The following is a 12589-nucleotide window of genomic DNA, read 5'->3' as shown; positions in this document are numbered from 1 at the left end:
TTAATGACGGGATTTTTTCTGTTTGATAAATAACGCAAAATCGTTGATTATCCTTGACGAGCTTTGAACTTTGGGTTTGATTTGCAAATGACATAAATTCGACCGCGACGACGCACAACTTTGCAGTCCTTATGGCGAGTTTTTGCCGATCTGAGGGAGCTAACAACTTTCATGAACTAATGCCTAACGTTTACTGATGATCAAAATTTTTGACACGGCTTTTAATCTTAACATGATTTTTGACCACATATTAAAGCCAATTTAAAGAGAGTGCCAAGCACTCACTTTAAATTGGCTTTAATATAGTTGCGTTTAGCCAATCCAGTGTTATGCTTGCAAGCATAAATTTGCCCAATCCTTATACTCAATTTTATTCTTGTAATGCTGCATCCAACTGCCATTCCTTACTTGGTCGCCTTTGCAGTATCTGCGATCGTGGTCTGGCTGAGTACACCAATTATTCGCCATTTTGGACTAAAAGCAGGATTAGTAGACAAACCCAATCACCGTAAAATGCATACAACGCCAGTCGTGCGCGTTGGGGGTGTAGCAATTTTTTTGGGCAGTGTCAGCGCCTTATTGCTAGTTTGGGCAGGGGGCTACTTTGGGATTTTACCGCAAACTAGAGAATATGAAGTATGGGGCGTAACCATTGGTGGCGCGGCTTTCTTTCTGATTGGTTTTGCTGACGATTTGTTTAACTTACCGCCATTACCTCGGCTCATTGCTCAGCTAGCAGTATCTGCTGCTGCATGGCGTGTGGGCGTGAGAATCGACTTTATCTCAGTACCATTTATGGGAATTATCAAGTTTGGTTGGTTTAGTCTGCCAATCACGATGATTTGGCTAGCAGGTATGGCAAATGCGATCAACTGGCTAGATGGACTGGATGGACTTGCAGCGGGTGTAACGACGATCGCTGCTGCTGTAATTTTAATTACTAGTTTATTTATGAAGCAACCTGCGGCGGCGCTGATTGCGGCGGCACTCGCTGGCGGATGTTTGGGTTTCTTGCGCTACAACTTTAAGCCTAAAAGCTCAGCAGAAATCTTTATGGGTGATGGTGGTGCTTATTTCTTAGGGTTTACGCTGGCTGGGGTAAGTGTGATCGGACTAGTTAAGGCAGTAGCGACGGTGGCTCTGATTATGCCTTACATGATTTTGGCTGTACCGATTGTGGATGCGACAGCCGTGATTGTGCAGCGTATTGGTCGGGGTGAATCACCAATGACGGCTGGTAAACAGCATTTACACCATCGTTTAGTCCAAGCAGGCGTTTCTAAACGGCTGACAGTTTTGTTTATCTATGCCCTTACCCTTTGGGTTGGGAGTATTGCGATGGCAGTGTCAGGAATGCCTGCGGGGGGAACCTATGCGGCGATTAGTACTTTATTGATGGTTTATGCTTGCTTTAAAGTTTGGCAGAGGATTAGAGCTAAGGAATTGCGATCGCAAAAGGAACAGTCACTGAGCGATCATTAAAAACAAAAAGGAGGCACAAAGTGCCTCCTTTTTGTTTTTGGGGTTTAGATTTCAAAGCCTGTGGCAGCTTCCTCAATCGCCATTTTGTGCATCACTTTCGCCAGTTCGGCTGCTACTTCAGGGCGTGAAAATTCAGGAGGAGGACATTCGCCACGACGCAGCATTTCGCGGACTTTTGTACCAGAGAGATGGACTCGCTCTTCAGGGAGACTGGCACTTGTTTTCGTAGTTGCCATGCCTTGAGCGCGTTTGCAATAGAAAGCATGTTCAAACATCAAAGGTGTAATTCCCAATTCGCCATCTTCAAATTCATAGAAAATATGTTGCGCGTCATAGGTTCCGTAGTAGTCACCGACACCTGCATGGTCTCGCCCGACGATAAAGTGCGTACAACCATAGTTTTTACGAATCAAAGCATGGAAAATCGCTTCACGGGGACCAGCATAGCGCATCGCCGCAGGATTAATTGCCAAAGTTACCCGATCCAACGGGAAGTAATGCTCCAACATGATTTCGTAGCAACGCATCCGCACATCCGCAGGCACGTCATCGCTCTTAGTTGCACCAACTAAAGGATGCAGGAATAAACCATCGACGATTTCCAGCGCACATTTTTGAATATATTCATGGGCACGGTGGATCGGGTTACGAGTTTGAAAACCGACGACGGTGCGCCAACCTTTTTCGATAAATAATTCGCGAGAATCTACAGGATCGATCTGGTAGGTGGGGAAAAGTGGATGAGGGCGACGCTCTAATAACCACACATCACCAGCCAGATATACATCACCTTGGGCATAGACTACCTTGACCCCTGGGTGTCGATCTTCATTGGTGCGATATACATGAAGGGCTTCTTTGAGTTTGTCGTATTTATATTTTTCGCTTAATTCTAATACGCCGATAAATATGCCGTTGGGGTCATTTAAGCGTACAAGGTTACCAACGCTTAAGGTGTCGGCAACTTCGGTGGTGACAGGCAAAGTAATTGGAATCGACCAAGGCAAGCCATTGGCAAGACGCATATTTAAGACCACGGACTCATAGTCAGCTTTGCCTAAGAAGCCAGTCAGGGGGCTAAATCCACCGATCGCTATTAGCTCAAGATCGGAGAGCGATCGCTCAGTCAGTTGCACAATCGGCAAGTGGTCAGCTTTGCTATAAAAAACTTCTTTTTGGGCTTCTGTAGCCATGCGGTTGATCAGTTGACCACCATGCGGTGCAATGTTTTTGAGTTGTCGAGCCATGACGTTTGAGTTCAAAGGGTTTGATTTACTGAGATTCTAGTTTTTAGCGAAGTTTAAGGTTATACCAAAAGATAGAGTGGCTAAGCCATTTCATCTTTTAAAAGTCTGGTTTAACTTGCTTTTAATTTATAAAAATGTACTGATATTTTTATAAATTAGTGTGATTTATTGTTACAAGCTATGGAAAAATAACTTGGTTAAGATTTCTAGAATTATTAAGTTAATGTTAACTTTTTTTGACAATAAATTTTGAATTTGAGCCGTAATTCTGATTATAAAAATCGATTTTGGAGCTTTCAGTGCAAATTGCTCAAAAATAAAAATAAAAATAAAAGAGAAGTCAAAGCTTCGCTCTGTCTTCTCTTTCCATTAAACCTTATATAGAAGTATAAGCGATCCCCAACTGCAAATCTAAACCAGATATAGGGATAAGCGATCCTAAAGCGATCCTAATTAGCTAATCTATAAAGAGATATACACATCCCTCAGAATTCTTGCAATCTCATGTAGAGTTGTGAAGTCAGAAGTTATAAAACTAATTAGCGACAGGAACAAATCGTAATTTTATGGTATCAACTCCTCTCAAAATGGCTGACACGGACTCCTCAAAAACAGCAATTAGTTGCTATGGTCCTGCACGCTCCACTGTTGCAGGAACACCTCTCAGCACCGAAGAATTGCGGAAAATCGATGCCTACTGGCGGGCTTGCAACTATCTCGCGATCGGGATGATCTATCTACGCGAAAATCCACTTTTGCGCGAACCTCTGAAGCCAGAACATGTTAAAAACCGCTTGTTAGGACATTGGGGATCGAGTCCTGGCATGAGTTTTGTCTACACCCATTTGAATCGTCTGATTAAGAAATACGATTTGAATACCATTTTTTTGGCAGGACCTGGACATGGCGCACCAGGGATTTTAGGTCCTGTATATCTGGAAGGAACCTATTCTGAGATTTATCACGACATCAGCGAAGATGAAGAAGGATTGAAGCTCTTCTTCAAGCAATTTTCTTTTCCTGGTGGGATTGGTAGCCACTGTACCCCTGAAACTCCAGGGTCAATTCATGAAGGAGGAGAACTCGGCTACAGTGTTTCCCATGCCTATGGAACTGTATTTGACAATCCTGATTTAATCTCGGTGGTGATGGTCGGTGATGGCGAATCGGAGACTGGTCCCCTCGCAACTGCTTGGCATTCTAACAAGTTTATCAATCCGATTCGTGACGGTGCTGTATTACCGATTTTGCATCTGAATGGCTACAAGATTAACAATCCGACGGTGCTATCGCGAATTAGCCATGAAGAGCTAGAAAGCCTATTTATTGGCTACGGTTATCAACCCTACTTTGTCGAAGGTTCCGATCCTGAGTCGATGCATCAGGCGATCGCCGCTACTCTTGAGCATTGCATTAACGAGATTAGACGCATTCAACTGGAATCTCGGAGTACAGGTATTCCCACAAGGGCAAAGTTCCCAATGATCGTGTTGCGGACTCCTAAAGGCTGGACTGGACCAGCGGAAGTGGATGGACATAAAGTCGAAGGCTTTTGGCGAGCGCACCAAGTACCACTGTCGGGAATGCATAATAATCCCGAACATTTAAAAATGCTATCGGATTGGATGCAGAGCTACAAACCTGATGAATTATTTGATGCGTCAGGTAAGTTGATTCCTGAATTGAAGGATCTTGCACCAACAGGCGATCGCCGTATGAGCGCTAACCCGATCGCTAATGGTGGATTACTTCGTCGTGGTTTGAGAATGCCCGATTTTCGCAGTTATGGCGTAAAAATCGATAAAGCAGGGACAACTGAAGCAGAAAACACCAAGCCTTTAGGAGTTTTCTTGCGCGATGTGATGCGCCAAAACATGGATAATTTCCGTGTCTTTGGTCCCGATGAAAACACATCCAATAAATTGCAAGCAATTTATGAAGTCAGTAAGAAATTCTGGATTGCCGAATATCTACCCGAAGATACCGACGGTGGTGAACTAGCTACCGATGGTCGCGTGATGGAAATCCTTAGTGAGCATACCTTAGAAGGTTGGCTAGAGGGATATTTACTGACTGGAAGACATGGATTCTTCTCAACCTATGAATCCTTTGTGCATGTGATCGACTCGATGATCAACCAACATTGCAAATGGTTGGAAATCAGTAGGGAGATTCCTTGGCGATCGCCAATCGCTTCGCTTAATCTCTTGATTACTTCAACAGTATGGCGACAAGACCACAATGGTTTTACCCATCAAGATCCTGGATTCTTGGACGTAGTGGTAAACAAGAGTGCAGAGGTAACACGCATCTATTTACCGCCCGATGTGAATACGCTGCTATCGGTTTCCGATCATTGTTTACGTAGTACTGATTATGTAAATGTGATCGTCTGTGATAAGCAATCACATTTGCAATTCTTGAATATGGAAGAGGCAGTTAAGCACTGCACCAAAGGCTTAGGTATTTGGGATTGGGCAAGTAATGATCAAGGTGTCGAACCTGATGTGGTGATGGTCGGTTGTGGCGACATTCTCACTCAAGAAGCTTTAGCTGCCACAATCTTGTTATGGGAGCATTTCCCAGAGTTGAAGATTCGTTTTATCAATGTTGTCGATTTGTTCAAGTTACAGCCTGATACTGAACATCCTCACGGTTTAAGCGATCGCGATTTTGATTCGCTTTTCACCACTGATAAGCCAATCATTTTCAACTTCCACGGTTATCCTTGGTTGATTCACCGTCTCGCCTATCGCCGCAATAATCACAAAAATCTGCATGTCCGTGGCTACAAGGAGAAAGGTAATATCAACACACCTTTGGAACTGGCGATTAATAACCAAGTCGATCGTTTTAGTCTCGCGATTGATGTGATTGACCGTGTGCCCAAGCTCCAAAATATCGGCGCTCATGCGAAGGAATCATTACGCAATCAGCAAATCGAATGTCGTCAATATGCCTACGAGCATGGCATCGATAAACCTGAAATCGTGAACTGGCGTTATCCCCACTAAAACAATTTAAAAAAAGCCTTGCTTAGCAAGGCTTTTTTAAATTGTGAAGTTGTATTTAGACAACAAAACGATATCTGTAGAGAAAATTATGAGCTTAAAACTATATCTGCTTCGTCATGGTGAAACTGTCTATAGTCGTACTGGTGGATATTGTGGCGATCTTGATCCTGAGTTAACTGAGAACGGCGAAAAAATGGCAGTAGCTTTTGCGGCGGCTCATAAAGCGATCGCATGGGATGCCGTATTTGTCAGTCCCATGCGACGCACGATCGCCACAGCCACGCCATTATGTAAAGAGATCGGCATGGAAATGCAATTTCGAGATGGCTTGAAAGAACTACGTTATGGCAAATGGGAAGGACTAACCAATGATTTTGTCAAAGAGAATTATAGTGATGATTATCTCCGTTGGTTAACAGAACCTGCATGGAATCCACCCACGGGCGGCGAAACAGCGGTACAGCTTGCCAGTCGAGCTTCATTTGTAGTTGCCGAAATTCAGGAAATGTATCCATCAGGTAATGTATTAGTCGTTTCGCATAAGGCAACAATTCGCGTCATTTTGTGCGGTTTATTGGGAATCGATATGGGTAGATATCGCGATCGCATTGATGTTCCAGCCGCCTCGCTAAGCGTAGTTCAGTTTGGTGCATTAGGACCAATGCTCAAAGTTTTAGGTGATCGCAGTTTTATGGATGCTGACTTGCGATCACTCTCAGGTACTTAAAAGTTTGCTGGGTGATTCCTAATCGTAAAAATATATGCTACTCAAGTGGAGAGCTTAATGCGAACCAATTATATCGGTCACGATCGCGCCTATCAGAATAGACGTAACGATCCAAATTATGAGGGTTGGAGTAGTGGATATGCCGAAGATTGGCTCCGTAACTGGCAACCGATGATCCAAAAAGCAGCTTTTCCCAAGCAGGGTAAACTTTTGGAGCTAGGTTGTGGTGCTGGCAATCTCAGTATTCGCTTTGTGCAAGCGGGCTATGAAGTGGTAGGTGTGGATATTGCACCGAATGCGATCGCTTGGGCGAACGAAAATGCAGCGAAGGCAGCAGTTAAGGCTACATTTCTAGAAGCGAATGTACTGGATTTGACTGAGATTGATGATGCATCTTTTGATATCGCATTAGATGGGCGTTGTTTTCATTGCATTATTGGTAGCGATCGCCGCCGTTTCTTGGAGAACATTACGCGAATTCTCAAACCTAACGGGATTTTGGCAGTTAACACAATGTGTAATGAAATCCCCAAAAGTGCCTCTTGGCTGGAGAATTTCGATCCGCGATCACGACAAACCATTCATGATGGAATTTCGACTCGTTATATTGGCGATTCCAATGATATTTTACAAGAAATAATGCAAGTGGGTTTTAGATTGATAGATGTAGAAATTGTGCCTCCAAAGAATGCGGAAGATGTTGCTGATTTGCGTGCGATCGCGACAAAGTTATCGTAAGTGTGAGAGCAGTCAAAGTAGATACAAAAATAATGAAGATATTAATTCTCAATGCGGGATCGAGCAGTCAAAAAAGTTGTTTATACAATTTAGAAGATGTGTTACCCGATACACCACCAGAACCAATTTGGGAAGCGAGTATCGACTGGACGCATCATGATGGGTTTGCGGAAATAAAGGTTAAACATCAACATGGGCAGGTTTTAGAAGAGGAAATTGCTGCAACCTCACGTCCTGAGATTATCGCGCATATGCTCGAAACCCTGTGGAGTGGAGAAGCCCCAGTTCTTAAGAGTCCTTCAGAAGTAGATGTCATCGGACATCGAGTGGTACATGGTGGTGCAGAATATCGCCAAAGTACAATCATTAATGATCAGGTGAAAGAGGCGATCGCTAAACTAGCCATCTTCGCACCAGTACATAATCCCGCCAATTTAGAAGGAATTATCACTGCCGAAAAAGTGTTTGGGAATGTCCCGCAAGTTGCTGTGTTTGACACTGCTTTTCATGCTCATTTAGCTCCTGCCACCTATACTTACGCGATCCCTACAAAATATACTGAGCAAGGGATTCGACGCTATGGTTTTCATGGTATTAGTCACCAATATTGTCGCGATCGCGCCGCAAGTATTCTCAATCGCAAAGTCGAAGATTTACGCTTAATCACCTGTCATTTAGGCAATGGATGTTCATTAGCTGCAATTCGGAATGGACAGAGTATTGATACAACTATGGGATTTACCCCCCTTGAAGGTTTAGTAATGGGCAGCCGCACTGGTTCTATTGATGCAGGTATTCTCATTCATTTATTACGACAGCCTGATATGGATGCCGATAAACTCGATCGCTTATTAAATAAAGAATCAGGTTTGTTAGGTGTCTCAGGAATTTCTGCGGATCTTCGCCCAGTTCTCCAAGCGATCGCTGAAGGCAATCAGCAAGCGCAACTAGCCTTTGATGTCTATGTGAATAGCCTGCGATCACATATTGGCTCGATGTTAGCTAGTCTCGGCGGATTAGATGCTCTAGTGTTTACCGCAGGCGTTGGTGAAAATGCACCTACAGTTAGAGCTGCTGCTTGTGAAGGCTTTGAGTTTTTAGGACTGAAACTGGATTTAGATAAGAACAATCAGAGATTGCTTGATGTAGATATTGCTGCACCTGATTCAGCAGTGCGAGTTTTAGTGATCCACACCCAAGAAGATTGGGAAATTGCTCGTGAATGTTGGAATATAAAGTAAATAAGCCAATAACTCAAGTTCTTGACTAAAAGCTAAAGTCCACTGAAGTGGACTACTGAATACTGTTAATTAACCCATTTCAATGGGTTTTAGCTCTTAGCCCGCACTTGAGTGCAGGGCTTTCTGGATGTGATAAAGTTTAGATTGTTAGTCTTGAGATAAGTGGCTTATGGTTTTAGCAGCCCTTCATCCAGTCACCTTAGATGAGTTTTCTCAACTTCCCAATATTGAAGAATCTCCAGCTTGGGAATTTCTTAACGGTCAAGTATTGCAAAAGCCAATGCCTACTTTTTACCACAGTCTTTTGCAAAAGTATTTAGTTAGAGCGATCGACAATGCCAATAGCTCCTATGAAGCTTTTCCAGAACTGCGCTGTATCTTAAGCAAAAACTCGGTTGTTCCAGATATAACCATCATTCATCAAAGTCGTATCCCATCCAGTAATGAGCCAATTCAAGGCGCTCCAGACTGGCTAATTGAGATTCTCTCGATTGATCAAAGCACAACCAAACTAATCTCAAAAATTCAAGCTTGTTTGGCTGAAGGATCAAAACTTGGTTGGTTAATTGATAGTCAAGAACAAGTAATCATGATTTTTCGCCCGAACCAGCCACTCCAACTTGTTAGCGGCGATCATCCTCTAACTTTTTTAGAGGATCTGTCATTACATTTAACCCCGAATCAAATTTTCGGTTGCTTAAATCGCTAATGCAAGCAAGGTATTTATCTATCCCTTTGATTTCTTAGGAATTGTACAAACACCGTGAAGACCAATTGCACCAATTATGACACTTAGCAATATCCACACACCATCTGCAAAAAGGTTAATTCGGTGAATGTTTTGCTGTGCTTCTGCAACAAACAATGTTTCTAAGTTGGCACTACTTTTAGTAACATCCACAAAATGGTTATAGGCTTTTTGCAGAGCATCCCAATCTATGAGTGCATAATAACCAAATACTATAACTCCCAATAAACTGGGGAGAATTAAGAGTATTACGAGCAGTAGGTAGCGCAATGGGAAAACACCTTGAGCAAAAGATCAATATCCTCCACTTTAACGGATTTACTTGCCACTTATTTTGGCTTTATAACCTAAGCCAAGTAAAATCTGCAAAATCTTCTGACTGCAATCGCCTTGAATTTCGATCGCTTGCCCCTTACATGTACCACCCGTTCCGCACTGATTTTTTAATTGCTTAGTCAGTTTTGCCAAATTCTCAGTCGTCGTCTGAAAGCCTGTGATCTCAGTTACCGTTTTTCCACCCTTGCCTCGGCGCGTTACTTGAATGCGAGGATTTTGTTGTTGTGGTGGCAGATCGATCTCTTTTTGCTCAGAATCGTCTTCTTCTGGTGTGCCGAACTCACGGTAAACTACACGATTTTTGGTCATAGCTGTAACTAATCGTTAATAAAATCCCATATTTTTTAAAACTGTTGCGAAGCAACAGTTTTAAAAATATTATTCCGTCCATGCTGATCGCCATGCTAATTCGGCTTCAGCGATCGTCTTTTGTTGGTATTTCTTTTCTAGCTCATTGTGCAAATGCGCTAGCCTTGCCGATAAAACGCGCAACTCCCCACGATGGGACATGACCTTGCGATCGGTAAATTCAATTTCAGCGAGACGAATACTCATCTGCGTATTTTTATCGTCTTTAGTCTTGTTTTCGTCAGGGGGTAAAACTTTATGCTCGACTAAGAGCTGGTTCAGTGTCTCCATACTTTCATTGAGGAGCTTGCTGAGTAGAGTATCGAGATTTTCTTGATTGGTGCGACTATCGCGATCGCATTCTTCGAGAGTTTTTTGCATCTGCTCACAAAGTGATGCGATTGTTTTGCGGAGAGCTTCTTGCAAGTTTTGGCGTGCTGATAGGGATAGCGCTAGAAATGCATCAGGGCATTTTTGGGTGCAAAATTTAAATACGGTCAGCAAAATTTGTTGCTGTACTGCTTGAGCGATCGCCTGAGAATACTCAAGATGAATAGTATCGATACGACTGATGACATCAGCGATCGCCTGTTGGATATTGCGAATATCTTGATCAATACGCACCAGCATCGTAGTTCACACTATTTTTTCGTATCAACATTAGGGGTAATAGTTTAATTATTTTTGGTTAGCGCGGCATTGCCGCGCTAACCAAAAATAATTATTTGTAGATTATGCTGCGGGAGTTTCAGGAGTTGCAGAAGCAACTTCTTCGCCGACAACAAAGCGTACAAAACGGCGAACCTTAACATTTTCGCTGAGTTTAGTACCAGTTAGCTTAACCAACTCATCAACGGTAATGCTTTGATCTTTGATGTAAGGCTGATCGAGTAAGCACAATTCTTTCAAGCGCTTTTCGATACGACCAAGCACAATCTTGTCACGAATCGCGGCAGGCTTGCTAGCCAAGTCATCTTTACCTGCTTCGATTTGCTTTTCATTTTCTATAAAAGCAGCAGGAATATCTGCGATACTGACGTATTCTACGTTAGGACAAGCAGCAATTTGCTTGGCTACGCTGTCAGCTAGTTCTTTGAGTTCTTCACGACGTGCCACGAAGTCAGTTTCGCAGTTAACTTCGACTAGCACACCAATACGGCTACCAAAGTGGATATAACTATGGACAATTCCTTCAGATGCAGCACGGCTTGCTTTTTTAACAGCAGAGGCTAGCCCCTTTTGTCTTAGGTATTCGGTTGCTTTGGTGAAATCGCCACTGGATTCAACGAGTGCTGCTTTACAGTCTTTGATACCTGCGCCAGTTCTCGCACGTAGTTCTTGAATTTGTTGGGTTGTAATGTCTGCCATATTAAGTAAGCTTGTTTGGGATTTCTAGGGCAACATTTCGAGGAGCTTAGAGTTTTGCTCGTTGCCGAAAATATCTCTAAAATGTTGTTTGCAGTACTCTAAGTTATCACAATTCCATGTACACAAGGTTTTCAAAATTTGGGGCGATCGCCGAACGTACTTACTCAAATTTGAAAGTGTTGCGAAGCAACACTTTCAAAAATTAAAACCTACTGAAAACCCGAAAAGATGAGAGATGGCGATTTGCGCCGTCTCTCATCTTTTTGGGTTTAGCCTAATATTTTTTGATGAATTAAAGCTTGTTGTTTCAGTTGCTGAACTCGATCGCTTAATAACTGATCCCGATTTTCGAGATTATTAACCCAAACATCGGCAATTGATCGCGCATCTTCTGGCAAATCTCCCAATTCCCAGCCAGAGATCCCTAATTCTTCCATTAAGTAGGAAACCTTCGGATCATAGCTAATTGCCGAACAATGACTCCCCTCAGATGCTGCCATGATCAGTCCATGTAATCGCATAGCGATCGTCAAATCTACACCAGTAAAAATTCCCTTGAGGCGACGGGGATCTTTTTGAATAATGATCTGACTATGATTAGGAATCTTTTCATTGAGCGCATCACAAATTGCTTGAGCGATCGCTTTATCTTGAGAAGGTTGAAAGGGAATTAGTAAAATATGCGCCTCAGTTTGCATCTGCAACTTTTGCAAAGCCTCAGTAATTGTGGCGAGACGACAAGAAGTTAGCTCAGGGTGAGCTCGCAAAACTACAGCAACACGGATCTTCGATAAATCACGATACATATTCACTGGAGTTGCCTCCAAAGCCCATACAGGATCAGGCGCAACTATACTCTCTACTTGCCAGTCAGCTAATAGTTGTGCTGATTGGCGATCGCGCACAGACACCGAGGCACATCCTTGAAAAGCACGTCGAGCGATCCATTTACTTAATTTGCGCTTTAGAGGACCAACACCTTGCGCCCAAGCGATCGTTTGCAAACCCATGCCCTGAGCTAAGCCCATCAATCCCCCATAATAAATCGGATTTCTGGCACTTGTGGCATCCTGCATCAAGCTGCCACCGCCCCAAATGAATAAATCTGCTCGCTTTAGTTCATTGAGCAATGCAAATACTGAATAGCGATCGCTAGCTTCGACCTGATGCAAATTTTCGGTGGCTTTGGGACTAGCAGACAGGACAAGCGGTTGGATATCCTCGGGCAGCATTTGCAACAATGTAGCAAGCAAAGCCTCATCGCCACCATTCCCCATTCCGTAATATCCACATAAAACCGCACGTCGCATATTTATTGTCCTAAATATTTTTTAGCGTTG

Annotated in this window: 13 protein-coding genes; 6 read left to right on the top strand and 7 right to left on the bottom strand. The window is 43.1% G+C overall.

The window, feature by feature from the left end; translation table 11 throughout:
- Positions 1 to 47: 47 nt before the first annotated feature.
- On the bottom strand, positions 48 to 173 hold the full coding sequence (gene ykgO, locus ABM313_RS15465) for a type B 50S ribosomal protein L36 (RefSeq protein WP_094534052.1): 126 nt from the start codon (positions 171 to 173) through the stop codon (positions 48 to 50).
- Between the two features lie 208 nt (positions 174 to 381).
- Between ykgO and ABM313_RS15460 the strand changes: the two genes are divergently transcribed.
- Positions 382 to 1482 carry a glycosyltransferase family 4 protein gene (locus ABM313_RS15460; protein WP_434684074.1) on the top strand — a complete coding sequence of 367 codons (1101 nt, stop codon included), beginning with the start codon at positions 382 to 384 and terminating at the stop codon, positions 1480 to 1482.
- A gap of 44 nt (positions 1483 to 1526) precedes the next feature.
- Here ABM313_RS15460 and sat read toward each other — a convergent pair whose 3' ends face one another.
- Entirely contained in the window at positions 1527 to 2729 is a 1203-nt protein-coding gene (gene sat / locus ABM313_RS15455) for a sulfate adenylyltransferase (protein ID WP_434684073.1), read from the bottom strand.
- Positions 2730 to 3295: 566 nt separating this feature from the next.
- On the opposite strand from sat, the gene ABM313_RS15450 reads away from it, so the two are divergent.
- The 5 genes from ABM313_RS15450 (at position 3296) to ABM313_RS15430 (ending at position 9158) form a co-directional block, all read left to right on the top strand.
- Positions 3296 to 5743: a phosphoketolase family protein gene (locus ABM313_RS15450; protein WP_434684072.1), complete on the top strand. Its 2448-nt coding sequence runs from the start codon at positions 3296 to 3298 to the stop codon at positions 5741 to 5743.
- Between the two features lie 88 nt (positions 5744 to 5831).
- The gene (locus tag ABM313_RS15445; protein WP_434684071.1) at positions 5832 to 6470 is read left to right on the top strand and encodes a histidine phosphatase family protein; all 639 of its coding nucleotides are present in this window, start codon (positions 5832 to 5834) and stop codon (positions 6468 to 6470) included.
- Positions 6471 to 6527: 57 nt separating this feature from the next.
- Complete coding sequence (locus ABM313_RS15440) at positions 6528 to 7208, top strand: class I SAM-dependent methyltransferase (protein ID WP_434684070.1); 681 nt, start codon at positions 6528 to 6530, stop codon at positions 7206 to 7208.
- A 32-nt stretch (positions 7209 to 7240) separates the two neighbouring features.
- The gene (locus ABM313_RS15435) at positions 7241 to 8449 is read left to right on the top strand and encodes an acetate/propionate family kinase (RefSeq protein WP_434684069.1); all 1209 of its coding nucleotides are present in this window, start codon (positions 7241 to 7243) and stop codon (positions 8447 to 8449) included.
- Positions 8450 to 8618: 169 nt separating this feature from the next.
- Complete coding sequence (locus ABM313_RS15430) at positions 8619 to 9158, top strand: Uma2 family endonuclease (protein ID WP_434684068.1); 540 nt, start codon at positions 8619 to 8621, stop codon at positions 9156 to 9158.
- Between the two features lie 18 nt (positions 9159 to 9176).
- Here ABM313_RS15430 and ABM313_RS15425 read toward each other — a convergent pair whose 3' ends face one another.
- The 5 genes from ABM313_RS15425 to csaB all read right to left on the bottom strand — a co-directional run bounded on the left by ABM313_RS15425 (position 9177) and on the right by csaB (position 12559).
- Positions 9177 to 9422 (bottom strand): hypothetical protein, encoded by a 246-nt coding sequence (locus ABM313_RS15425; protein WP_434684067.1) that lies wholly within the window; start codon positions 9420 to 9422, stop codon positions 9177 to 9179.
- A 93-nt stretch (positions 9423 to 9515) separates the two neighbouring features.
- Positions 9516 to 9842, bottom strand: coding sequence for a translation initiation factor (locus ABM313_RS15420; protein WP_190581648.1), 327 nt, complete (start codon positions 9840 to 9842; stop codon positions 9516 to 9518).
- Positions 9843 to 9911: 69 nt separating this feature from the next.
- A complete protein-coding gene (locus ABM313_RS15415) occupies positions 9912 to 10511 on the bottom strand; it encodes a hypothetical protein (protein ID WP_434684066.1) in 600 nt (199 codons plus the stop codon).
- A gap of 102 nt (positions 10512 to 10613) precedes the next feature.
- Positions 10614 to 11249, bottom strand: a complete 636-nt coding sequence (gene tsf / locus ABM313_RS15410) for a translation elongation factor Ts (protein ID WP_434684065.1) — start codon at positions 11247 to 11249, stop codon at positions 10614 to 10616.
- Between the two features lie 269 nt (positions 11250 to 11518).
- Positions 11519 to 12559, bottom strand: a complete 1041-nt coding sequence (gene csaB, locus ABM313_RS15405) for a polysaccharide pyruvyl transferase CsaB (protein WP_434684064.1) — start codon at positions 12557 to 12559, stop codon at positions 11519 to 11521.
- Positions 12560 to 12589 lie beyond the last annotated feature (30 nt).

Origin of the sequence: Pseudanabaena minima str. Chao 2107, from assembly GCF_051131155.1 — a bacterium.
Lineage (GTDB): Bacteria > Cyanobacteriota > Cyanobacteriia > Pseudanabaenales > Pseudanabaenaceae > Pseudanabaena > Pseudanabaena minima.
This window is presented reverse-complemented; position numbering and strand designations above follow the sequence as displayed.

Coding starts and splice junctions, on each gene's coding strand:
- ykgO (WP_094534052.1), bottom strand. CDS start 173: ATGAAAGTTGTTAGCTCCCTCAGATCGGCAAAAACTCGCCATAAGGAC.
- ABM313_RS15460 (WP_434684074.1), top strand. CDS start 382: ATGCTGCATCCAACTGCCATTCCTTACTTGGTCGCCTTTGCAGTATCT.
- sat (WP_434684073.1), bottom strand. CDS start 2,729: ATGGCTCGACAACTCAAAAACATTGCACCGCATGGTGGTCAACTGATC.
- ABM313_RS15450 (WP_434684072.1), top strand. CDS start 3,296: ATGGTATCAACTCCTCTCAAAATGGCTGACACGGACTCCTCAAAAACA.
- ABM313_RS15445 (WP_434684071.1), top strand. CDS start 5,832: ATGAGCTTAAAACTATATCTGCTTCGTCATGGTGAAACTGTCTATAGT.
- ABM313_RS15440 (WP_434684070.1), top strand. CDS start 6,528: ATGCGAACCAATTATATCGGTCACGATCGCGCCTATCAGAATAGACGT.
- ABM313_RS15435 (WP_434684069.1), top strand. CDS start 7,241: ATGAAGATATTAATTCTCAATGCGGGATCGAGCAGTCAAAAAAGTTGT.
- ABM313_RS15430 (WP_434684068.1), top strand. CDS start 8,619: ATGGTTTTAGCAGCCCTTCATCCAGTCACCTTAGATGAGTTTTCTCAA.
- ABM313_RS15420 (WP_190581648.1), bottom strand. CDS start 9,842: ATGACCAAAAATCGTGTAGTTTACCGTGAGTTCGGCACACCAGAAGAA.
- ABM313_RS15415 (WP_434684066.1), bottom strand. CDS start 10,511: ATGCTGGTGCGTATTGATCAAGATATTCGCAATATCCAACAGGCGATC.
- tsf (WP_434684065.1), bottom strand. CDS start 11,249: ATGGCAGACATTACAACCCAACAAATTCAAGAACTACGTGCGAGAACT.
- csaB (WP_434684064.1), bottom strand. CDS start 12,559: ATGCGACGTGCGGTTTTATGTGGATATTACGGAATGGGGAATGGTGGC.